Here is a 21,659-nt window from a genome sequence, read left to right as displayed (position 1 = left end):
CGTTCAGAAATAGTCGGCCAAACAACAATAATATCGGGAATCTCATGACCGCCATCACCGATCCGAAGAAGTTTTTGACCAGTCTCTTTGATGCAGCGGTTGCTGCTGCTGACCCTGAACTGGTGATCCGCGCCAATCTGCCTGCAAAGCCCAAAGGCCGAACGATTGTGATTGGTGCAGGCAAAGGCTCGGCGCAGATGGCGGCTGCATTCGAGCGGGCATGGGCAGAGCGGCATGAGAATGAGGAAGCGCCGCTGGAAGGTGTTGTAGTCACGCGTTACGGCTATGGCACGCCCTGCAAAACTATTGAGATCATTGAGGCGTCGCATCCGGTTCCCGATGATGCCGGGCTTGCTGCTTCAAAACGACTGTTCGACGCGGTGTCGGGTCTCACCGAGGATGATCTTGTCGTCGCGCTCATTTCCGGTGGCGGTTCGGCATTGTTGCCATCGCCGCCTGAAGGCCTGACCTTGGAAGATGAGATCGCCGTCAATAAGTCGTTGCTGGCATCTGGTGCGCCGATTTCGGCAATGAATGCCGTGAGAAAACACCTTTCGACCATCAAGGGTGGAAGATTGGCTGCTTGCGCCCATCCGGCAAAAGTCTTTTCGCTGGTCGTTTCTGATATTCCCGGTGACAATCCTGCCTTTGTTGCGTCAGGCCCAACTGTGCCGGATAGAACCAGCCGCGACGAAGCGCTGAAACTCATCGAACGCTATAAGCTTGAACTGCCAGATGCTGTGCTCGCGCATATCAAAAGCGAGAAGGCTCATGCGCCAAAACCCGACGACAAAATCTTTGCCGACAATGAAGTACGGGTGATTGCGTCAGCAGCTGTTTCTCTGGAAGCCGCAGTCAAGGAAGCGGAGCGCCATGGCGTTGAGGCGGTGATCCTGTCCGATTCAATGGAAGGTGAGGCACGCGAAGTTGCTCATGTTCATGCGGCGATTGCGCGTGAAGTGGCTGATCGTGATCGTCCGTTTAAAAAGCCAGTGGTGATCCTGTCAGGTGGTGAAACGACCGTGACTATTCGTGCGAAAGGCGGCAAAGGCGGGCGCAACAGCGAGTTTCTACTGTCCTTCGCGCTTGATATAGATAGCTATACGAATATTCACGCGCTGGCAGCGGATACCGATGGCATCGACGGTTCGGAAGATAATGCTGGAGCTTTTGCCGATGGCACAACGGTTTCGCGGCTGCAAAAGGCGGGTGAAGACGGGGCTGCGCGGCTTAACGCCAATGACGCATGGACGGCATTTGATGCGATTGATGATCTGTTCATGCCCGGTCCCACCGGAACGAACGTCAATGATCTGAGAGCGATTTTGATATTGGCTTAGTTTCGTCGTCGATAAGTATCCGGGTCGCAGCTCCGTCTAAGTCTTCATACTGGCCATTTTTCAATGACCATAAAAAACCAGCAAGGCCCAGAACACCAAGGCCCAGCGCGATGGGAATAAGGAAAAGAAGTCCGCTCATTTGTGCGCTTCCTTCAAAATGGCAGCAGGTGCGACAGTGGTTTGCACCGGCTGCTTTTGCTTTCCAGCCCGCAATCGCATGGCGTTGCTGACGACCACGATGGACGATAGCGACATCGATAATGCTGCTACCAATGGCGTCACATAGCCGAAAATCGCAATCGGCACAGCAATGATATTATAGCCTATGGACAGCGCAAAGTTTTGGCTGATCAGCTTGCCAGCTTCCTTCGATACAGCAAAAGCCAGCGGTACGGCGGAGAGGCTTTCGCGCAGGAATACGAAATCGGCAGCATTCCGGCCGATATCGGCAGCGGTTGCGGGAGCCATGGAAACATGGGCTGCAACAAGGGCTGGAGCATCATTAAGCCCGTCACCGACCATCAGAACTTTGCGACCATCGGCGGTTAGTTCCTGCACAAGCTGTGACTTGTCAGCAGGCAGAACTTCGCCGCGATAGGTATCGACACCAAGATAACCGGCAAGCTTTTGCACGGCGGGCTGTTTGTCGCCGGAAATTATTTCCAGCTTCAAACCATTGCGTTTTAGAGTGCCGATGGCAGCGGCTGCATCTTCGCGCGGTTGGTCTTCAAAGCGGAATGTTTCAACCAGCTTGCCGTCGATAGAAAGGCAGGTCTCTGGGCCGTCGGCAGTATCAGCATGCGCATTGCTGTCAGTCCATTCGCGCTTTCCGAGCCGGTAAACCGTGCCATTCAACGCTGCTTCAATGCCCGAACCGGGAATTTCCTCAATGCGTGTGAAAGCAGTCATTGGCTTTGCGCCAGAGAACAACGCCAGCGCTCGGGACAATGGATGACGCGAATAAAGCGACAGTTCAGCTGCAATTTCGAGGTGGTTCGGGTTGATCATATCGCGGTTAATGAGGCGCGGCTGACCAAGAGTCAGCGTTCCGGTCTTGTCGAATATGGCTGTATCGATCTCAGCCATCCGCTCCATTGCGGAACCGTCCTTGATCATGATGCCATTTTCAAACAGGCGACGCGCGGCAACCACCTGAACGATTGGCACGGCAAGTGCCAACGCACAGGGGCAAGTGATGATGAGCGTGCAGATCGCAATATAGATCGAGCGATACCAGTCGCCACCGGTATAGATCATCCAGCCGACAAAGGCCGCAAAGGCTATCGTATGCACCATCGGCACATAAAGCTCCGAGGCACGATCAGCGAGACGACGATAATAGGCGCGGCCTCCTTCTGCGACGTCCATCAGGCGCACCATCTCGGCAAGGAACGAATCCTTGGCTTCGGCAGTTGCGCGAATGACGAGTGGAGCGGAGAGGTTCATGGTGCCCGCACGAATATCCGAGCCGGGACCGACAGGCACTGCATCGCTTTCACCCGATGCAATGGCACAATCGAGTTCCGAGCGTCCGTCTTCCACTTTCGCGTCAACGGGAACGCGCTCTCCTGCTGCAAGGATGATCCGCATTCCGGGGCGGATTTCATTGACCGGCAAATAGTTGCGCTCGTCATTTTCGCCGATAACCACGGCACCACGCGGGCTTAACTGTGCAAGACCTCGCACAGCGGAGCGTGCGCGTGCGCGCATGAGATAATCGAGCGTGCGACCGATCAACAGGAAGAACAGCAGTGAAACCGAGGCATCGAAGTAGGCGTGTTGCCCATGGTTCATGGTCTCATAAACGCTCATGCCGAAGGCAAGCGAAATGGCGAGTGCAATCGGCACATCCATGTTCACACGTCGGGTACGCAAGGCGTTCCACGCAGAAACATAGAAAATCCGACCCGAATAAATCAATGTCGGCAGGGCGATAAGACCGGAAATCCAGTGAAACATATCGCGCGTTGCGGCATCTGCTCCCGACCAGACTGCAACAGACAACAGCATCACATTGCTGGATGCGAAGGCTGCAACGCCAAGTGCTATCAACAGCCGCGTGAAAGTGGGGTCCTTATCCTGAACCATATCGAAAATATGCGCCTCGTAACCAAGGCGGCGTAGCGGATCGACGACATCAGGCGGTGTTTCGCCATCCTTCCAGCGAATGGTGACGCGGCGCGCTGTGAGATTAACGCGAACATATGCGACGCCCGGAAGCTTACCGAGCGCCTCTTCAATGGTCTTGATGCAAAGGCCGCAATGAACGCCGGGAACCGACAGATCAAGCTGGCGCAGGCCGTCGCCCAGCGCACGACTTGCAACCAGCATTTCATCGGGCGAAAGGGTCTGAATGACGGTGGCTATCTGAGCATTTTCAACGCAACAACTCATAAGATCCTCCCGTCCTTCACAAGAACGCGGATGATATGGCGATAGGGATCTTCAAGGCCATACTTTTCATTGGCATCGGCATTGACTTCCATGATCCATGCGCCTTCACCAAGCTCAAGCGGCGCGGTCAGCACACCCTCGTCATCCGTGCTGAGGGTGACTTTGGTGTCGTGCACATCGCCGACCGGGCGCTTGAATTCAACCGTGCCACCGGCCAAGGTAATGGCTTTGCCGTCGCGATCCGCGAGTTTCCAGCTGAACACACCTTCTGCGTAAGATGGCTGGGACTGCCAACCGAGTGCAGCTTGTTCCTTGCCGGTTTCGGCTTTGTCGTTGAACTCTTGGCTTGCGACATAGGTGTTTTTCACCACAAGCCCGCTCCAGCTACTGACTGCCTTGTAAGCCATGGTCATATTGACAGCGATGATGACGCCAAAAAAGGCAATCATGATGCCCAGCATGTGCCAACCGGTAAAAGTGCCTGACGTTTTTGATTTTACTGACATCATTTCTTCTCCGGTGCCATGAAAGTTGCTTTGTAGCGTGCGCTTTCGGAGCCGTCCGCGTCGCGCACTTCGATTTCATAGTCGGAGCGTGGCTCCGTAATTGCATCATGCGGCAGGGTCACGAAAACGCGCAGCGTCTTCAGCCGGTCGGGTTCTACCGGCACATCGTAATTGCCTTCCGCATCGACGTTTTCATCCTGAACAGTCAGCGTTGCACCCGGCAACCCTTCTATCGACAGACGGAAAGTGCGTGGAACGGGGATCATGTTGAGCAGCTTGACGGTATAACCGTTGCGGATTGAGCCATCGGACAGCAACACATATTGCGGCGTGCGGTCATGCAACACGTTAATGCCGATGCGCTGACGCATCGAAAGCGAGATAACGAGCGTGAGGCCGATCAGCGCCCAGACGATGAAGTAAAACAGGATGCGCGGACGCAGAACTTTTTTCAGCGACAGATGTTCAACCGCACTGGAAAACTTGTTTGGCGCTTCATAGACAAGCGTTGGATCGATAGGAGCCGTGCCGTTATTGGTGGCGAGGTCCATATTCGAATTGTAGTCGGCAAGTGTTGCATAGGAGATCAGTCCGCGTTCCTTGCCGACCTTGTCCATCACAGAGTTGCAGGCATCAATGCAGAGTGCGCAGGTAATACATTCAAGCTGCTGCCCGTCGCGAATGTCGATACCCATAGGGCAGGCGGCAACGCAGGCATTACAATCGACGCAATCGCCAACGGTTTCGCCCGTAGCAATTGCCTTTTTGGAGTGACGTGAACGTGGTTCGCCGCGCCAGTCATTATAGGTGACGGTGAGAGAGTTCTCATCGAGCATGGCCGCCTGGATGCGTGGCCAAGGACACATATAAGTGCAGACCTGCTCACGCATCAGGCCGCCGAAAACATAGGTCGTGGCGGTGAGAATGGCGACGGTGAAATAGGCGACGGGTGCCGCTTTAGCCGTGACGAAATCCATAAGCAGAGTGGGGGCGTCGGCGAAATAGAAAATCCATGCGCCACCGGTCAGAATACCGATCAATATCCAGATGCCGTGCTTGGTTACTCGCTTCCAGACCTTGTCAAAGGTCCATGGAGCCTTGTCGAGTTTCATGCGGGCATTGCGGTCGCCTTCGATCGCGCGCTCAACAACAAGATAGAGATCGACCCAGACAGTCTGCGGACAGGTGTAGCCACACCAAGCGCGCCCAGCCGCAGATGTCACCAGAAACAGACCGAGGCCCGCCATGATGAGCAGGCCCGCGACGTAATAGAATTCCTGCGGCCAGATTTCGATGAAGAAGAAATAGAAGCGGCGATTGGCAAGATCAATCAGCACCGCCTGATCGGGCGCATAGGGGCCGCGATCCCAGCGCAGCCACGGCGTCAGGTAATAGATCCCCAACGTAATGAACATGATGATCCATTTGAAGCGGCGGAACTCACCCTGCACACGCTTCGGAAATATCTTCACCCGCGCCGCATAAAGCGACTTCCCACTTTTAGGGAGGCGGGTCTTGGGGGAGTTGACTGCCTGAACGTCTATGCGTTCGACATCGTCTGACATTTGCCTTGCTCCTGAAGCGCGATGCCGGACAGACAGAAGCTGGCTTGCCGGTAGATCGTACTTGCAACAATTGAGAGCGGGGTGGTTATTCGCCGTCCGTTCCAATGCAGTGACATGAGCGCAGCCCCGATTTGCCGTTCAATTGGAGCTGCCCTTGTTTTCACTGGCCCCTTTTCGGGGCCAGTGGTCGTTAGAGCGGTTCCAATTAAGATTGAATCGTTGGAGTCGCTCTAACTATTTGTTTTTAATCATTATCCTACGTAAAACTGCTAAGCACTTTTGCTGGAAATGCTTTATTCACCACCACCGAGCGAGTGGACGAAAATTGCGAGCTGCTTGACGGTTGCATCGCCGAGGCGCGTTTCCCAAGCAGGCATCACGCCATGTTTTGGACGCGCGACCTGACGCGCAATGGCGTCTTCGCTGGAGCCGTAGAACCAGATGGCGTCGGTGAGATTTGGTGCACCAAATTCACGCAGGCCCTTTGCATCCGCGCCGTGACAGACGGCACAGTTTTCAGCAAATACCTTTTGGCCTTCTGGAACCATGGCCGGATCATGTGGCGTGCCGGAAAGGCTGACCACATAAGCTGCGACATCGCGTATCTGCGCGGGCTCGAGGACATCCGCAAAACCCGGCATTTCCGAAACGCGTGTTTCACTATCGTCAGGCGAGCGCACTCCATGACGAATGGTCGTCAGGATGTCGTCGACCGAACCACCCCACAGCCAGTCATCATCATTGAGGTTGGGATAGCCGGGTGCGCCCTGTGCGCCTGAGCCGTGGCACTGCACGCAATTGACGCGGAAAGCAGCCGCACCGCCCGCAATCGCATATTGGCGCAGGTTTTCATCGGCCAGAATCTCATGCACATCCTTGGCTTTGATCTGGTCGATAATGCCCTGACGACCAGCCGCAATCTCTGCGTTCTCTTTCCAGAAATCGCCGCGGCTCGACCAGCCGATCAGGCCCGCGGTTGAATTGGAAATCAGCGGCCATGCGGGATAGGCAATGACATAGGCAAGTGCCCAGACAATCGTTGCGTAAAAGGTCCAGAGCCACCAGCGTGGCATTGGATTGTCGAGTTCCCGAATGCCATCCCATTCGTGGCCGGTGGTCTCTACGCCACTGACTTCATCGATCTGTTTGTCAGTCATTTTTGTCGTCCTTGAATGGAATTTCCTTCGCTTCATCGGCTTTCTTTTTGCTTCCGGGGCGGAAGGCAAAGAGAATGACAAAGACGAAGAAGAGCGCCATGGCGAGCAGGCCCCAGCTATCGGCGAAAGTGCGTAGGGTATTGTAATCCATCGCTAAATCTCCGCTTTATCGCGCTTTGGGGGACTGGTCGTAGGTCGAGAAATCAACGAGCGTGCCGAGCATCTGGAGATAGGCGATGAGCGCGTCCATTTCGGAGATGACCTGCGGATTACCGTCAAAATCACCAACACGTGCCTTGGGATAACGCCCTTCGACACCAGAAGTATCGGCGTTCGGATCGGCTTGAGCCTTCAGGTCGGCGAGTGCATTGTCGACCATCTCGGGGGTGTAAGGCACACCGACTGCCACATTGGCCTTCAGGTTCGCAGCGATGTTGTTGGCATCGAGCGGACGATCTTTGAGGAAGGCGTAGCTTGGCATGACCGATTCCGGCACCACGTCACGCGGACGGATGAGGTGCTGCACGTGCCATTCGTTGGAGTAACGGCCACCGACGCGCGCAAGGTCGGGACCTGTACGCTTAGAGCCCCACTGGAATGAATGGTCATACATGGATTCCGCAGCCAGACTGTAATGGCCGTAGCGCTCCACTTCGTCACGGAACGGGCGGATCATCTGGCTGTGGCAGAGATAACAACCTTCACGCACATAGATGTCACGGCCCGCGAGTTCCAGCGGCGAATAGGGACGCATGCCCTCCACCTTCTCGATGGTATTTTCGAGATAGAACAGCGGCGCGATCTCAACGATGCCACCGACCGTTACCACGGCAAGCGAGGCAATCAGCAGCAAGGTCGCGTTTCTCTCCAGCTTGGAGTGTTTTTTCAGAATAGACATAAATCACACTCCTTATTCGGCTGGCTGCATTGGGGCGCCAGCAGCAGGCCGGGCACCGCCCATTGGCACTTCTTTGCGCAGGTTGCCGCGAATGGTCTGGTAGACATTCCATGCCATGACCAATCCACCGGCGAGGTAGAGCAGACCGCCTGCCGTACGGATGACGTAGTATGGGAACATTGCGAGCACGGTTTCGGCGAAGGAATAGACGAGGAAACCCTGATCGTCGTATTCGCGCCACATCAGACCCTGCTGGATACCGGCAACCCACATGGCAGCGGCATAGAGCACGATGCCGAGTGTTGCGAGCCAGAAGTGCCAGTTGACCATGCGGATCGAATAGAGGCGTTCACGGTCCCACAGCTTGGGTGTGAGGTAGTAAACGGCAGCAAATGTGATCATGCCATTCCAGCCCAGCGCACCCGCATGAACGTGACCAATGGTCCAGTCGGTATAGTGGGACAGCGAGTTGACTGCCTTGATCGACAGCATCGGACCTTCAAAGGTCGCCATGCCATAGAAGGCGATAGCTGCAACCATCAGACGGATGATCGGATCGGTACGAACCTTGTCCCATGCACCCGAAAGCGTCATCAGACCGTTGATCATGCCACCCCATGAAGGCATCCACAGCATGATCGAGAACACCATGCCGAGCGTCTGCGCCCAATCGGGAACAGCCGTGTAATGTAGATGGTGAGGGCCAGCCCAGATATAGAGGAAGATGATAGACCAGAAGTGAACGATCGACAGGCGATAGGAATAGACCGGACGGTTCGCCTGCTTTGGTACGAAATAGTACATCATCGCAAGAAATGGCACGGTCAGGAAGAACGCAACCGCGTTATGGCCGTACCACCATTGGGTCACGGCATCCTGAACGCCTGCGAAGGCCGAATAGCTCTTAACGCCTAAGAACGATACCGGGATCGCCAGATTGTTGATGATATGCAACATGGCAATGGTGATGATGAAGGACAGGTAGAACCAGTTTGCCACATAGATATGCGGCTCTTTGCGCTTCAACACGGTGCCGAGGAAGACAACGAGGTAGGCGACCCAGACGATGGTGAGCCAGATATCGACATACCATTCCGGTTCAGCATATTCGCGGCTCTGTGTGATACCGAGTAGGTAGCCGGTTGCAGCCATTACGATGAAGAGCTGATAGCCCCAGAATACGAACCAGGCCAAATCGCCACCAACGAGGCGTGCGCGACAGGTACGCTGCACGACATAGAAGGATGAGGCGATGAGTATGTTGCCGCCAAACGCAAAAACAACTGCTGATGTGTGCAGCGGACGCAGACGGCCAAAGTTCAGATAAGGTTCCAGATTGAGATCCGGAAAAGCGAGCTGGGCTGCGATAAGCACACCGACTAGAAAGCCAACAACGCCCCAGAATACGGTTGCGATGACACCATAGCGGATCGGTCCATCCATATAGGTGGACTGGTCAACCTTCTTTGGCGTCAGGCCGTAATCGGCATTCCGCATCAGCAAAATGGTGAAGATGGCAAGTGTAGCGAACAGAATCCACATATGGGTTCTGAACAACTCATCATGAGAAAATCCGGCCAGAAGCACGGCAAAAAGTGCTCCCAGACCAGAAAGGACTGTTCCAGCGGCGTAGTTCATCTAATCCCCTCGCAGCGCAAGTCAGAAGCTGTCGAAGTGAAGACAGCTATAGCGATAGTTCTCTATCGGCTCTCTACGAGAGGGTGTCATTGATCTAAATCAACGAGCGCTTAAGCGCATCCCGAAAAGTGTGAAACGGTTTTCGGACAAGATGCGTGCCAAAACAAAAGATTAGAGCGCCTGCGACGAATTGGGAGTTTTTTGGGAAATCAGTTGCTGTCAGTGATGGGCGTCAGATGGATGAGAATATCAACCTTGCTGACCTTGTAACCCGCAGGTGGCGGAGGCAGGGGACCAACACTTACATCATTGGATGCAATGTCGATGATCCTGTCTTCGTCATGAATGTAGAAATGCGTATGATCGCCCGTATCCGTATCGAAATAGGTCCGCTCACTATGTAAGCTGATCTTGCGGATGAGACCTGCATCGGCGAACTGATTAAGTGCGTTGTAGACTGTTGCGACCGAAAGTTTTTCCCCGTGCAACAAGGCTTCTTCGTTCAACATATCCGGGGTTACATGCCGATGCTTGTCAGTGAACAGTAAGCACCCGAGAGCTATGCGCTGACGGGTCGGGCGCAACCCGGCCCGTCTTAAAATCGCTTTGACTGTTGATGCCTGCTGCCGTCTCCATTCTTTGCCAGAAAGAGGAACGTGCTTTGACAAGAGCTGTGAAGCGTCAGGCCCTGATTTAGGCCCCGATCTAGGATTGAACAGCATGAACAGTCTCGGTTTCTTTTCTCAGAAGCGATATCTGAACTCGAACGAATATACTATATTAATGCAAATGATTTGCAATTGCATTAATATAGTAGGAGACCTAATGTTCAACGTAAACAGGCAGGAATTTATGTCGCAGTTTGTGCCGGAATGATAAGAAGGGCGCGCAGGCCGCCTTCAGGGCGATTGTGTAGTTGCAGTTCGCCACCCATGCGGGTTGCTGCCATCTGGACAATTGGAAGGCCAAGACCGCTGCCGTTTTCACTTCTGTTGGCACCGCGATAAAAGCGCTCGGTCACGTGGATCATCTCCTCGGGAGGTATTCCGGGGCCATCGTCTTCAACAGTGAAGATGAGGCGCTCGCCATCCTGATTGAGACTGCATCTGACTGAACTGCCTTCCGGCGAATGGTTGACGGCGTTCTCGATCAGATTGCGCATGGCTAACGTGAAGAGGTGCGGGTATTGCATCGTAACCAGTGGCAGATTGCCCGGTAGCTCGATTTTGACGCCACGATGCGCCGCAAGCATCCGCATATCCGTTGAGATTGAAACGAGCAGCTGGCAAGCGGGCTCGGGTGCTGGAGGCTCCATTTCATCGCCTGTTTCAAGCGCTGCCAGATCAAGCAACTGATTGACCAGACGGCTGGTGCGATCGACGCCAGCGGCAATCTGACGAACGGCGTTGATACGCATGGCGTCGTCTTTTGCGCCCTCTGCAATTTGGGCCTGTGTTTTGAGACCTGCAAGCGGGGTCTTCAACTCATGTGCCGCAAAGATTGCAAAATTACGCTCGCGCTCCCGCGCTTCTTCCACACGATGGAAAAGCCCGTTGAGCGCCGAAACAGCCGGGGCAATTTCTGACGGAAGCTTCTCTTCGCGCAGTGGCCGTAAGTCTCTCGCATCCCGTTTGGATAAGATTGCTGCAAGGTTGCTTAGTGGATTGAGGCCACGCCGCACGCATAGCCAGATCAGGATAGCGAGGATCGGAAGCAGAAGCAGTGCCGGTAGTACGACGCCCGTAACCACACTTTGCACCAACCGCTCGCGAACTGAAAGGCTGTCGCCAACCATCACGCGCAAGCCCAGTTGCGTATTCTCGACCGCAAAGACGCGCCAGCGATCGCCCGCGACAACTGTATCAGAGAATCCATTGGCTACATCCGTCAGTCGTTCGCCAGGCGCGCTTTCGGATCGTCCCACAAGCTTGCCGTCGATCGCCCATATCTGGCAAAAAAGCTGGCGGTCATACATTGGGAAATCTGGCATAGGCTTCAGCGAAAGCTGCCCGCCATCCCCATCAGGACCGACTTCGACGCGATGCTCAGTCAGCAACGAGTTGACCATGCGAGCGGCTTCCATCAAGCGCGCATCGAGCACTTTTTCGAGGCGCGACTGCGTGCTGACATGAATCCAGACCACGGCAAACAGCCAGACGAGGCAGGTGATGCCGATCAATATGCCGGTGAGGCGACTGCGAATGGAGTTCATGTATGGGCTCCCGCAAGCCTGTAGCCGACACCGCGAACAGTTTCGATAAAGCCGGAGCCGAGCTTGGCGCGAAGGTGATGGATATGTACTTCCACTGCGTTGCTTTCGACTTCCTCTTGCCAGCCATAAAGTGCTTCTTCGAGCGATGACTTGGAAACGGTAGCCGTCGGGCGCTCCATCAAGGTGCGCAATATCGAAAACTCACGTCGCGTCAGACGCAGGGGGGTGCCCTTGAATTGCACCGTCATTTCAGCCGGATCAAGTTCTACGCCTTGCCATTCAAGTGTAGCACTGGCGCGACCTGAGCCACGCCGTGCAATGGCGCGCACACGCGCCGCAAGCTCATGCAGATCAAACGGCTTGCCGACATAATCATCTGCACCCGCATCAAGACCTGCAATGCGTTCGGGCACCTGATCGCGAGCGGTCAATAACAGAACTGGTGTTTCATCGCGTGCTTGTCGCATGGCTTTCAATATGTCGAGGCCGGAACCGTCGGGAAGCATCAGATCGAGCACGATCGCATTGTAATTCTGGGCAGCAAGGGCTGCCTCTGCATCGCCACAACTTGCGACAGCGTCCACGGTAAAGCCGGCCAACCCCAGTCCCACGGAAAGCCCGTCGAGCAGGATTGCATCGTCTTCAACCACCAGAATGCGCATGTGTCTTCCTGTTTCCGCCTTGTTTCAACTGTAAGCGGCTTCTCGCTTTGCCAGCTTAAGGCTGCCTTAAGGTGACGGCAGCATTTGCTTTTTACAACCTAATCTATTTTGCACGAATCAAATTACCCGGAATAATTCGAATGCGCTTTTTTGCGATACTCGTCGCTTTTTTTATGATGGTTCTTTCGTCCGCAGTGGCTGCAAGCCCGCTGCCGGTCGATGATGCATTTCGTCTAAGCGTGGTGAAGGACGGCGATAACCGACTGATTTTCAATTGGCAGATTTCAGACGGCTACTATCTTTATCGCGATCATATCGAAGCAAAAGATGCAAAAGGTCAGGCGCTGGCCGTCGATACCCAGCCAGGCATCGCAAAAGATGATCCGAACTTCGGACGCCTTGAAGTCTATTATACCCGTGCAAGCGCCGGTATTCCGACAGGCAATGAACCCATTCAACTGACTTATCAGGGCTGTCAGGAAGACGGCATCTGCTATCGACCTGAAACCCGTACCATCGATCCGGTAACGCTTGCAGTCAGCAGTCAGATGGGTAAGGCCTTTTCACAAGGCTCGGCATTTACGGCGGCGCCAACACCGAATGACCAAGGCAAAGCTTTCGCACTCGCTCCTGAAAAGGGCATGATTGAGAACCTGCTTGATCAGGGTGGTTCAGTGCTGGTGATTGCGGCTTTTCTTGCTTTCGGCGTGCTACTGGCCTTTACGCCTTGCGTGTTCCCGATCTATCCGATTGTTGCCGGAACTCTGGCGCGAGAAGGTGAAAAACTGACTGCGCGACGTGGTTTTGTTCTGTCCAGTACCTATGTTGTCAGCCTTGCGCTTGGGTTTGCAGTCATTGGCGCTATTGCAGGCTGGTCCGGCCAAAACCTGCAAATGGTGCTGCAATCCAAATGGATGGCCTTGGCACTTGCCGGAATATTCACACTGCTGGCCCTGTCGATGTTCGGCCTGTTCCAAATCCAGTTGCCATCATCGTGGGTGAGTGCAATTTCTGCCAAGACTGGTCGACGAACCGGTTCAAAACGCTCTGCTGCAATTCTCGGCTTTTCGTCGGTGTTGATCGTTGGCCCCTGCGTTACGGCACCCTTGGCAGGCGCGCTACTTTATATCGCGCAGACCGCCAACGTAGCACTCGGAGCCAGCGCTCTCTTCGCACTTGGCATCGGCAAAGGTCTGCCTTTGATTGCGTTTGCTACGCTTGGTGCAGGCACCTTGCCACGTGCCGGAGCCTGGATGGAACTGTTCAAGCAGGTATTTGGCTTTGGTTTTCTGGCAACCGCTATCTTTATGGCGGCACCTTTGTTGCCCTCGGGCGTGGATATGGTGCTTTGGGCCTTGCTGCTTTTTGGCGTTGCGAGCTTTGCCTTTCTCAATATACCGGGGCGCAGTGTTGTCGCCCGCACCATCGGCACGACGGCCTTCGTTTATGGCGTTATTTTGATGCTCGGCGTGGCATCGGGTGGCCGCGATCCATTGCAACCGCTGGCGGCATTGGTTAATCGTGACGTTAACCATAATTTGGCCGAGCTGCGATTCGCGCCGGTCGATACGGTTTCTGCCCTTCAGGAAAAGCTGGACGCGGCGCACGGCGACAAGCCGACGCTGGTCTATTTCACGGCAGATTGGTGCGTAAGCTGCTCTACTGTGGAGCGGCGCGTCCTGCCGGATGCAGGCGTGAAGAAAGCGCTTGGCGGATATCAGCTTATCAAGGCGGATGTCTCGGACCTCAATGCGGGCAATGCCGATCTCATGGCAAAGCTCAAAGTGGCAGGTCCGCCAACCATGGTTTTCTTCAACAATGCCAGCAAAGAGCCTGAAGGAACAAGATTGGTCGGCGATGTATCGTCGACAACCATTGAACGCTCTGTCGGGCTTCTAAGGACCGACCAGAAGCAAGGCTTATGAGAGCGCATCCGAAAAGTGGAAACCGGTTTTCGGAACAAGATGCGCGTTAAAACGAAAGGTTGGAGCGCTGATCTGGTGCAATCAGATCAAAACGCGCTCTAAATTGAACATGGCTCGGGGACATTTGGGGTATTGGGCATTGACTACTCAAAATCAAAAGGGGCGCACAGCAGCGTCCGTAGCGCGGCTGTTGTTGATCAGCCTGCTGCCGCTAGTCGTTGCGGCTTGTACGACGACGTCGTCAGATAGCCCGATCGCAGTGACGATGCCAGAAACGGTTGCTGTCGCTCCTCAGCCCGTGGCTGCAGCACCTGTTGTTGAGCCTTTGCCAGAACCTGAAGTGCAGACGGCAAAGAGCGAATATGAAGTCATGTATGGTGCAGTCAATGATGGCGGTAATCAGATTGCAGCACTTGATCTGAGCAAAATCGCAGAGCGTAATCTGCGTAAGCAGGTCAATTACAAGACCAGCCATCCGGTCGGAACTATCATTGTCGATCCCTATGCGCGCTATCTTTATCTCGTGCAGCCCGGCGGCAAAGCCATGCGTTATTCCGTAGGTGTCGGTCGTGCAGGCCTGACTTTCAGCGGTGAGGCAAAGGTTGCGTATAAGGCGCAATGGCCGCGTTGGACGCCGACGCAGAATATGATTAAGCGCAATCCGGATCATTACGCGAAATATGCCAAGGGTCTGGAAGGTGGTATCCGCAATCCACTCGGCGCGCGAGCCCTCTATCTCTATCGCGATGGCAAAGATACGCTCTATCGCATCCACGGTACGAATGAGCCATGGTCGGTCGGCAAAGCCGCATCTTCAGGCTGCATCCGTCTTTTCAATCAGGACATTCTCGACCTTCATAAGCGTGTTTCCAGCGGAAGCCGTGTCGTCGTTCTGGATAAGTCTCAATCAAGGGCCCAATCTTCTGAAGGAGAAAGCTAATGATCAATCGTCGTCAGATGCTGGCAGCAACTGCAGCCGGTGCCGCAACAATTGCCATTTCTGGCGGCGAGAGCTTCGCCCAGCGTGTGCCGACTGTCGCCGATGTCCTCTATGACAAAGACATCCCGGTTCTCGGCAATCCAAATGGCGATGTCACCATCGTTGAATATTTCGACTATCAGTGCCCTTACTGCAAAAAGGGCCATTCCGAACTCATGCGCGTTGTCGAAAATGACGGCAAGGTGCGGTTGGTATTGAAAGACTGGATTATCTTTGGCGACAACTCGGCTTATCCGGCGCGGCTGGTGCTGGCGGCCGAAAAGTCTGGTGACTACGTCAAGGCGATGGAAGCCATGATGGTAACACCGGGCCGTCTGACCAAAGATCAGACGGATGCAGCACTCAAGAAAGCTGGTCTTGATCCGAAAAAGCTTGAAGCCGCTTACAAAGCAGATGCTGCACGGATCAACGGCATTCTTGAACGCAATATGGATCAGGGTGAAGCCTTCAATTTTGGTGGCACTCCGTCCTTTGTCATTGGCACCAGACTTTATGGAGGCGTGATGAAAGAGCAGGACCTGATCGAAGCGATCAAGGAAGCGCGCAAGGCTTAAAAACGTTTCGGAAATTTGAAAGCAAGCAGCGGAGTGTTGTCGGTCTTGTCTGGGGTTAGATTTCCTTCATATTAGGAAGGACAACGGACATGAACCTGATGACACTCACGCAAACGAACAGCAACGACACTGATGAAAGCCGCTGGAGACAAGTGCTGGCGCGCGACAAGGCATCAGATGGCCAATTCGTTTACGCTGTACGCACGACGGGCGTCTATTGCCGCCCTTCATGCCCATCGCGGCGGGGAAAACGCGAAAATGTGCAGTTTTTTGTTGCTTGCGAAGATGCAGAGCATGCAGGCTTTCGCCCTTGTATGCGGTGCAAGCCACACATTGATGCGACGCTCGACGCACAAAACAACGCGCGTTACGCCGATATGGTATCTGCAGCCTGCCGCTTCATTGAAAGTGCGGAAGAAGTTCCGGCACTCGAAGACATTGCGCGTGCAGCAGGGGCAAGTTCCGCACATTTCCATCGCATCTTTAAAAGCTTTACTGGCCTGACACCAAAGGCTTATGCCGATGCACATCGTGCAGGCAGAATGCGAGCAGCACTCAAGGCCAATGGCAGCCGCGTAACGGACGCGATCTATGAGGCAGGCTATAATTCCTCCAGCCGCTTCTATGAGGCTTCGGACAAGATTCTCGGCATGAAACCGAAGGTCTACAAGTCAGGCGGCGAAAACGAGACCATCCGCTTTGCGATCGGACAGTCGGCACTTGGTGCTGTTCTGGTGGCCGAAAGTGAGAAGGGGGTCTGTGCCATTCTGATGGGCGATGATCCGCAGGAGCTGATTATCGATCTGGAAAAGCGCTTTCCGAAAGCGCAGCTTGTCGGAGCAGACCGCGATTTCGAGGATCATATCGCGCAGGTGATTGGCTTTGTCGAAAATCCCGGTATTGGGTTTGATCTGCCACTTGATTTGAGAGGCACAGCTTTTCAGCAGCGCGTGTGGCAAGCTTTGCGGGAGATTCCACTGGGCAAGACCGTAAGCTATAGCGAACTTGCCCAGACAATCGGTCTGCCCAAATCAACGCGGGCCGTGGCACAAGCCTGTGGTGCCAACAAGATTGCTGTTGCGGTTCCTTGCCATCGGGTCGTGCGTCATGATGGCGGCCTTTCCGGCTATCGCTGGGGTGTGGAGCGCAAGCGTGATCTGCTTGAAAGAGAGCGCCAGTCATGAAGGATAAACTGGCCTCTTATCACTGGGGAAAAATCGCCGATGAGCTGGATCAGTTTGGCACTGCAACGCTTGCAAAAATCTTGTCCTCACATCAATGCAATCAGCTTGTCGGGCTCTATGATGCACCCGATGCATTCCGCTCGACAATCACGATGGCAAGACATGGCTTCGGGCGCGGTGAATACAAGTATTTTTCCAACCCGCTCCCGGATATCATTCAAGGCTTACGGCAGGAGCTATATGCGCGGCTAAGTCCCATCGCCAATCGTTGGAGCGAGCGTCTTGGGAGCGGAGTACAATATCCCGCAAGTCATGATGAGTATCTCGCAATCTGTCACGCGGCAGGACAGGTGCGTCCGACGCCGCTGATTCTGCAATATGTCGATGGTGATTATAATTGCCTGCATCAGGATCTCTACGGTGATCTGGCTTTCTCGCTCCAGGTAGCGGTTCTGCTGTCACAGCCGGGCGAGGATTTCACCGGCGGCGAGTTTGTGCTGACCGAGCAGCGCCCGCGTATGCAAAGCAGGGCGGAAGTCGTGCCTTTAAGGCAGGGAGATGCCGTGATTTTTGCGGTAAACGACAGGCCAATTCGTGGTACACGTGGCGATTATAAGGCGAAAATGCGGCACGGCGTCAGTCGTCTGCGCTCAGGCAAGCGTCATACGCTGGGCATTATATTTCACGATGCACGATAAAGGGTTGCAACGTTTCGGTTGATGGCTTTTGATCGCGGCACGAGATCAAAGGAGTCGGAAATGAGCGTGACCATTTACGGTATCAAAAACTGTGACACCATGAAGAAGGCGCGCACATGGCTTGAAGATCATGGCATCGATTACACCTTCCACGATTATAAGAAGGAAGGCCTCGATGCTGCGACACTCGACCGCTTTCTAAAAGACATTGAGTGGGAAAAGCTGCTCAATCGTGCAGGCACAACCTTCCGCAAACTGCCAGATGGCGAGCGTCAGAATGTCGATGCTGCGAAGGCACGCGAGCTGATGCTGGCGCAGCCTTCTATGATCAAGCGGCCGGTACTGGATAAGGCTGGCAAGCTGACTGTCGGCTTCAAGCCCGATCAATACGAGATGTTCTTCAAAGCTTGAGCATCTCAAGGTTTGCCTTAGATAATATGTCTTCACATGACGATAGCGGGCAGGCCAAACCATGCATAAGCGGTTAGACAGAGTTTTCCAGCAATGGTCGGTCAGTTGGCGCGATGCGCTGATTGCCTCCGTTGCCGGTGCGGTTGCATGGCTGGTTTGTCAGTGGATGCTCGGCCAGCCGCGACCCGTCTTTGCAATGGTGACGGCAGTTATCTGTTTGGCACCTAATCTGCCCAATCACGGAAAACAGGCAGTCGGTGTCATTACCGGTGTCACAACGGGGGTTGTGGTCGGCGAACTCTCGTTGCTTTTGCCGGAAACAATTCCGGTCCTGCATATGAGCGTTGTCACTTGCATCGCGATGGTGCTTGCAACGACCTTCGGCTTGGCGCCGGCAATAGCCATCCAATCCGGCGTTTCCGCCATTCTTGTGCTGGCGATGGGTCCGCAGGTCGCGGGCATGACACGCCTCATCGATGTGCTGGTGGGCGCTGGCATTGGTCTACTGTTCAGCCAGATATTGGTGACACCTGATCCGGTACGGCTGATTGACAGGGCCGTGCGTGGGCTTGTCGATAACATCCTGAAAGGCTTGAAACAGTCAGCGGTAGCGCTTGAAAAGCAGGACGTTGTCCATGCCCAAAGCGCAATAAACCAGTTCACGCAGGCGCAGCGCGCGCTGAATGCTCTGGGCGAGGGTATCGCTTTAGCGCGGTCGAATGCGCGCTGGTCCTTGCGTGGACGGCTCGTCGCGCGTGAAGTCAGTGAAATGGCAGGCCGCTATGATCGCCGCGGCATTCGTCTTTATGCATCTGCTTTGCTGTTTGGCGAGGCGCTTGGCAATGCGCTGCGCAAGAAAGAAGCCTCACCACCTGAATGGATCGCACGGTCGCTGCAATCGGTAATCCACAATTGCAATCTGGATGAAGGCGACACACCGGAGCGTTTGACACCAGTGCCACAGGATATCGATTTCAGCTGGCGTGATACGGCTTTTCGCCTGCAGTCGGTCAATGAGACGCTGCTGCACTTCCTGCATTCGGCCCAGCCCGACAGCGTGCCTGTTCGTAAGACATAATCGTCTGCTGCTTTAGGCTTGCTGCTGTGAGAGCCGCCAAGTGACGGGAAACCTTACAAAAATTTAACTGGTAAAGGATGCGGGACAGGCATTTCATAAATGCAGAATTGCATTTTTGGATTTCCCGATGTTTGTATCGTTTTTCCCGCGTCCCAAGCTCTTCTTTTCGTCCGCACTTCTCTGGACCATCCTTGCGGTGCTCGGCTGGTATGAAGGGGGCGCTAAACTCGGCGGCATGGTCGGATTGCCACCTGCAGCAGCTGATGCAGCCCCCATCATCGGTGCGAGTATCTTCTGGTCGGCACCATTCCTGTGGTTCTATGTTTATTTCGTGGTGGTGGCGCTGGCATTCTACACTTTATGGGCTTGGTTCTCACCGCATCCATGGCAGCGCTGGTCGATCCTTGGCTCGGCTCTCATCCTGTTTACGACTTACTTCAGCGTTCAGGTCAGCGTTGCGGTCAATGCCTGGTATGGGCCGTTCTATGACATGGTGCAAAAAGCTCTGGGTACGCCGGGTGCCGTTTCGGCCGCCGATTTTTACTGGGGCGCACTGGACTTCGCGGGCATCGCTTTTCTGGCGATCACGATTGGCGTCCTGAGCATGTTCTTCGTCAGCCATTATATCTTTCGCTGGCGCACGGCCATGAACAGTTATTACATGCTGCACTGGCAGAAACTGCGCCATATCGAAGGTGCCGCCCAGCGCGTGCAAGAGGATACGATGCGCTTTTCCACGACGCTGGAACAGCTTGGTGTCAGCCTCGTAAAGTCCGTCATGACACTGATCGCCTTTCTGCCGGTGCTTTTTACGTTCTCGGAAAAGGTCAGCGAACTTCCGATTATTGGCACTATTCCGCATGCGCTGGTTTGGGCCGCTATTGTGTGGGCGATCTTCGGGACCGCCTTTCTGGCGCTCGTCGGTATCAAGCTGCCGGGTCTCGAGTTTAACAATCAGCGGGTGGAAGCAGCGTATCGTAAGGAGCTTGTTTACGGCGAAGACCACGAGAACCGCGCTGAACCGATAACCATGGGCGAGCTGTTTTCAAATGTGCGCCACAATTATTTCCGGCTCTACTTCCACTATGTGTATTTCAATGTCGCGCGCATTTTCTATCTGCAGGCGGATAATATCTTTCCGCTGCTGATCCTCATTCCTTCTATTGTCGCGGGTAAGCTGACGCTGGGTCTAATGAGCCAGATTTCCAACGTTTTCGAGCAGGTGCGAACCTCGTTCCAATATCTTGTCAACTCATGGACGACGATTATTGAACTGCTTTCAATCTACAAGCGCTTGCGCGGTTTTGAGGCAGCGATTGATGGGCCGCTAGTGCCTGCACTGGATCAGGAAAATCTCGGGCTGTCGGCATAAACTGCACACCAAGCTCTAGTGTTATGATCGATTCTGCGTGGCATGGCCGCTCGGGGAGTCGGTGCTGTTGAGATAATCATTATAGGTCGTGCACTTAACATCTGGCTTGTTGCAGACTTCCGACACCAGCCGTTCCATGGCGCGCCAATAGGCCCCGTCATTCATCAGCACAAAATGAAAACCGAGCTGCAACGGAATGCGCTCGCCTTCATATTGCTTGTCAAAAGCGGCGCGAAACGCCTTGTAGGCCCGTTCCTCAAATTCGGCTGATTGGGCTGGTGCTTCCTTGCCCTTTGAGTGACGAACATAGAGATTATAATCCATGCCGACGATAACGCGCTGGGATGGACCTTCAGGAATAAGCGGCAGGCCAAACGATGCAAACCGGCTATTTATCTGCGGTAATTCCGGTCCGCGTGTGATGGACGATGCCTGATAGCGGAAGCCATTGGCTTTCAACGCATCCTGCACGGGCTTGGAGGCTGCGAGATAAGGCGCGCGGAAGCCGTTGATGCCTTTACGGGCCAGCTCCTGCCAGCCGTCGGGTTCGCCTTCGATACCATTGTTTTTGTAGGCATCTGCCGTGATGCGACGGAATTCCCTGATTTCCTTGTCCCAGTCTGCGGTTGACCAGTTGGTGCCATCAAAATGGCCACAGCCATGGCTTGCGATTTCGTTGCCTTCCAGATGTGCCTGCCAGATATTATCGAGGCGGGTCACAACCTCATCGTCGCTTAATGCAAAACCAACATTGGATGAACCAGCACGCTTATGCGGTGGCTGATAATCACGACGGTCCTTCTTGGTCATCAGAAAGACGCAGGACAGGAAATAGGTGAAATGTGCATTGTTATTTTTTGCCAGCTCCCGCGAGCGCGTCCAAAGCTTGTTGTCATGCGCTCCGTCAAACGAAATCAGCACATATTGCGGCTTCGTCGTCTCAGCGGCGACAGAACTTGCAGCGAGTGCGGAAGCGATGATGACGGCGGGAGTGATGAGACGCATGGGGGAATGAACGCAATCTGGCTGGAAAAGTTGCCTGTTAGTCACAAAATATGGCGAAGC

General features: G+C 54.4%; 21 protein-coding genes. 9 read left to right on the top strand and 12 right to left on the bottom strand.

Annotated elements, in window-relative coordinates; genetic code table 11:
• The first annotated feature begins 44 nt into the window (after positions 1-44).
• A complete protein-coding gene (locus QBD00_RS21400; protein WP_318580489.1) occupies positions 45-1,340 on the top strand; it encodes a glycerate kinase in 1,296 nt (431 codons plus the stop codon).
• On the opposite strand, the gene ccoS is transcribed toward QBD00_RS21400, so the two are convergent.
• From ccoS to QBD00_RS21345, 11 genes are all read right to left on the bottom strand, one after another.
• Entirely contained in the window at positions 1,306-1,479 is a 174-nt protein-coding gene (ccoS, locus tag QBD00_RS21395) for a cbb3-type cytochrome oxidase assembly protein CcoS (RefSeq protein ID WP_095446084.1), read from the bottom strand. The genes QBD00_RS21400 and ccoS overlap by 35 nt on opposite strands.
• Positions 1,476-3,734 (bottom strand): cation-translocating P-type ATPase, encoded by a 2,259-nt coding sequence (locus QBD00_RS21390; protein ID WP_318580488.1) that lies wholly within the window; start codon positions 3,732-3,734, stop codon positions 1,476-1,478. Before QBD00_RS21390 ends, ccoS begins: the two co-directional genes overlap by 4 nt.
• On the bottom strand, positions 3,731-4,240 hold the full coding sequence (locus QBD00_RS21385; RefSeq protein WP_318580518.1) for a FixH family protein: 510 nt from the start codon (positions 4,238-4,240) through the stop codon (positions 3,731-3,733). The genes QBD00_RS21390 and QBD00_RS21385 overlap by 4 nt, the downstream gene beginning before the upstream one ends.
• Positions 4,240-5,805, bottom strand: coding sequence for a cytochrome c oxidase accessory protein CcoG (ccoG, locus tag QBD00_RS21380; RefSeq protein WP_318580487.1), 1,566 nt, complete (start codon positions 5,803-5,805; stop codon positions 4,240-4,242). The genes QBD00_RS21385 and ccoG overlap by 1 nt, the downstream gene beginning before the upstream one ends.
• A gap of 293 nt (positions 5,806-6,098) precedes the next feature.
• The gene (gene ccoP / locus QBD00_RS21375) at positions 6,099-6,962 is read right to left on the bottom strand and encodes a cytochrome-c oxidase, cbb3-type subunit III (protein WP_318580486.1); all 864 of its coding nucleotides are present in this window, start codon (positions 6,960-6,962) and stop codon (positions 6,099-6,101) included.
• Positions 6,955-7,113 carry a CcoQ/FixQ family Cbb3-type cytochrome c oxidase assembly chaperone gene (locus QBD00_RS21370; RefSeq protein ID WP_024896091.1) on the bottom strand — a complete coding sequence of 53 codons (159 nt, stop codon included), beginning with the start codon at positions 7,111-7,113 and terminating at the stop codon, positions 6,955-6,957. The genes ccoP and QBD00_RS21370 overlap by 8 nt, the downstream gene beginning before the upstream one ends.
• A 15-nt stretch (positions 7,114-7,128) precedes the next feature.
• On the bottom strand, positions 7,129-7,860 hold the full coding sequence (ccoO, locus tag QBD00_RS21365) for a cytochrome-c oxidase, cbb3-type subunit II (RefSeq protein ID WP_095446090.1): 732 nt from the start codon (positions 7,858-7,860) through the stop codon (positions 7,129-7,131).
• A 12-nt stretch (positions 7,861-7,872) separates the two neighbouring features.
• Entirely contained in the window at positions 7,873-9,498 is a 1,626-nt protein-coding gene (ccoN, locus tag QBD00_RS21360; protein ID WP_095446091.1) for a cytochrome-c oxidase, cbb3-type subunit I, read from the bottom strand.
• Positions 9,499-9,707: 209 nt separating this feature from the next.
• Positions 9,708-10,220, bottom strand: coding sequence for an iron response transcriptional regulator IrrA (irrA, locus tag QBD00_RS21355; protein WP_412535053.1), 513 nt, complete (start codon positions 10,218-10,220; stop codon positions 9,708-9,710).
• A gap of 128 nt (positions 10,221-10,348) precedes the next feature.
• The gene (locus QBD00_RS21350) at positions 10,349-11,710 is read right to left on the bottom strand and encodes an ATP-binding protein (RefSeq protein ID WP_318580485.1); all 1,362 of its coding nucleotides are present in this window, start codon (positions 11,708-11,710) and stop codon (positions 10,349-10,351) included.
• Entirely contained in the window at positions 11,707-12,372 is a 666-nt protein-coding gene (locus tag QBD00_RS21345) for a response regulator transcription factor (protein WP_264233286.1), read from the bottom strand. The genes QBD00_RS21350 and QBD00_RS21345 overlap by 4 nt, the downstream gene beginning before the upstream one ends.
• Before the next feature lie 140 nt (positions 12,373-12,512).
• Between QBD00_RS21345 and dsbD the strand changes: the two genes are divergently transcribed.
• The 8 genes from dsbD (at position 12,513) to sbmA (ending at position 20,594) form a co-directional block, all read left to right on the top strand.
• The gene (gene dsbD, locus QBD00_RS21340; RefSeq protein WP_318580484.1) at positions 12,513-14,297 is read left to right on the top strand and encodes a protein-disulfide reductase DsbD; all 1,785 of its coding nucleotides are present in this window, start codon (positions 12,513-12,515) and stop codon (positions 14,295-14,297) included.
• Between the two features lie 187 nt (positions 14,298-14,484).
• Positions 14,485-15,237, top strand: coding sequence for a L,D-transpeptidase (locus QBD00_RS21335; protein ID WP_412535054.1), 753 nt, complete (start codon positions 14,485-14,487; stop codon positions 15,235-15,237).
• Positions 15,237-15,851, top strand: a complete 615-nt coding sequence (locus QBD00_RS21330) for a DsbA family protein (RefSeq protein WP_318580483.1) — start codon at positions 15,237-15,239, stop codon at positions 15,849-15,851. Before QBD00_RS21335 ends, QBD00_RS21330 begins: the two co-directional genes overlap by 1 nt.
• 89 nt (positions 15,852-15,940) lie before the next feature.
• Positions 15,941-17,035 (top strand): bifunctional DNA-binding transcriptional regulator/O6-methylguanine-DNA methyltransferase Ada, encoded by a 1,095-nt coding sequence (gene ada / locus QBD00_RS21325; RefSeq protein ID WP_095446098.1) that lies wholly within the window; start codon positions 15,941-15,943, stop codon positions 17,033-17,035.
• Positions 17,032-17,733, top strand: coding sequence for a 2OG-Fe(II) oxygenase (locus QBD00_RS21320; protein ID WP_318580482.1), 702 nt, complete (start codon positions 17,032-17,034; stop codon positions 17,731-17,733). Before ada ends, QBD00_RS21320 begins: the two co-directional genes overlap by 4 nt.
• 60 nt (positions 17,734-17,793) lie before the next feature.
• Positions 17,794-18,144 (top strand): ArsC family reductase, encoded by a 351-nt coding sequence (locus QBD00_RS21315; protein ID WP_318580481.1) that lies wholly within the window; start codon positions 17,794-17,796, stop codon positions 18,142-18,144.
• A 61-nt stretch (positions 18,145-18,205) separates the two neighbouring features.
• Complete coding sequence (locus QBD00_RS21310; RefSeq protein ID WP_318580480.1) at positions 18,206-19,222, top strand: FUSC family protein; 1,017 nt, start codon at positions 18,206-18,208, stop codon at positions 19,220-19,222.
• A 127-nt stretch (positions 19,223-19,349) separates the two neighbouring features.
• On the top strand, positions 19,350-20,594 hold the full coding sequence (sbmA, locus tag QBD00_RS21305; RefSeq protein WP_318580479.1) for a peptide antibiotic transporter SbmA: 1,245 nt from the start codon (positions 19,350-19,352) through the stop codon (positions 20,592-20,594).
• 21 nt (positions 20,595-20,615) lie between these two features.
• Here sbmA and QBD00_RS21300 read toward each other — a convergent pair whose 3' ends face one another.
• Positions 20,616-21,599 carry a polysaccharide deacetylase gene (locus QBD00_RS21300; RefSeq protein WP_318580478.1) on the bottom strand — a complete coding sequence of 328 codons (984 nt, stop codon included), beginning with the start codon at positions 21,597-21,599 and terminating at the stop codon, positions 20,616-20,618.
• Positions 21,600-21,659: the final 60 nt, after the last annotated feature.

The organism is Ochrobactrum sp. AN78, assembly GCF_029909885.1.
Classification (GTDB): Bacteria; Pseudomonadota; Alphaproteobacteria; order Rhizobiales; family Rhizobiaceae; genus Brucella; species Brucella quorumnocens.
Note: the sequence above shows the minus strand (reverse complement) of the source record. Positions and strands in the feature narration are given on the sequence as shown.

Bases quoted from the DNA above. Each gene is read 5' to 3' on its own strand.
- QBD00_RS21400 (WP_318580489.1), top strand. From the start codon at position 45: ATGACCGCCATCACCGATCCGAAGAAGTTTTTGACCAGTCTCTTTGAT.
- ccoS (WP_095446084.1), bottom strand. From the start codon at position 1,479: ATGAGCGGACTTCTTTTCCTTATTCCCATCGCGCTGGGCCTTGGTGTT.
- QBD00_RS21390 (WP_318580488.1), bottom strand. From the start codon at position 3,734: ATGAGTTGTTGCGTTGAAAATGCTCAGATAGCCACCGTCATTCAGACC.
- QBD00_RS21385 (WP_318580518.1), bottom strand. From the start codon at position 4,240: ATGTCAGTAAAATCAAAAACGTCAGGCACTTTTACCGGTTGGCACATG.
- ccoG (WP_318580487.1), bottom strand. From the start codon at position 5,805: ATGTCAGACGATGTCGAACGCATAGACGTTCAGGCAGTCAACTCCCCC.
- ccoP (WP_318580486.1), bottom strand. From the start codon at position 6,962: ATGACTGACAAACAGATCGATGAAGTCAGTGGCGTAGAGACCACCGGC.
- QBD00_RS21370 (WP_024896091.1), bottom strand. From the start codon at position 7,113: ATGGATTACAATACCCTACGCACTTTCGCCGATAGCTGGGGCCTGCTC.
- ccoO (WP_095446090.1), bottom strand. From the start codon at position 7,860: ATGTCTATTCTGAAAAAACACTCCAAGCTGGAGAGAAACGCGACCTTG.
- ccoN (WP_095446091.1), bottom strand. From the start codon at position 9,498: ATGAACTACGCCGCTGGAACAGTCCTTTCTGGTCTGGGAGCACTTTTT.
- irrA (WP_412535053.1), bottom strand. From the start codon at position 10,220: ATGCTGTTCAATCCTAGATCGGGGCCTAAATCAGGGCCTGACGCTTCA.
- QBD00_RS21350 (WP_318580485.1), bottom strand. From the start codon at position 11,710: ATGAACTCCATTCGCAGTCGCCTCACCGGCATATTGATCGGCATCACC.
- QBD00_RS21345 (WP_264233286.1), bottom strand. From the start codon at position 12,372: ATGCGCATTCTGGTGGTTGAAGACGATGCAATCCTGCTCGACGGGCTT.
- dsbD (WP_318580484.1), top strand. From the start codon at position 12,513: ATGCGCTTTTTTGCGATACTCGTCGCTTTTTTTATGATGGTTCTTTCG.
- QBD00_RS21330 (WP_318580483.1), top strand. From the start codon at position 15,237: ATGATCAATCGTCGTCAGATGCTGGCAGCAACTGCAGCCGGTGCCGCA.
- ada (WP_095446098.1), top strand. From the start codon at position 15,941: ATGAACCTGATGACACTCACGCAAACGAACAGCAACGACACTGATGAA.
- QBD00_RS21320 (WP_318580482.1), top strand. From the start codon at position 17,032: ATGAAGGATAAACTGGCCTCTTATCACTGGGGAAAAATCGCCGATGAG.
- QBD00_RS21315 (WP_318580481.1), top strand. From the start codon at position 17,794: ATGAGCGTGACCATTTACGGTATCAAAAACTGTGACACCATGAAGAAG.
- QBD00_RS21310 (WP_318580480.1), top strand. From the start codon at position 18,206: ATGCATAAGCGGTTAGACAGAGTTTTCCAGCAATGGTCGGTCAGTTGG.
- sbmA (WP_318580479.1), top strand. From the start codon at position 19,350: ATGTTTGTATCGTTTTTCCCGCGTCCCAAGCTCTTCTTTTCGTCCGCA.
- QBD00_RS21300 (WP_318580478.1), bottom strand. From the start codon at position 21,599: ATGCGTCTCATCACTCCCGCCGTCATCATCGCTTCCGCACTCGCTGCA.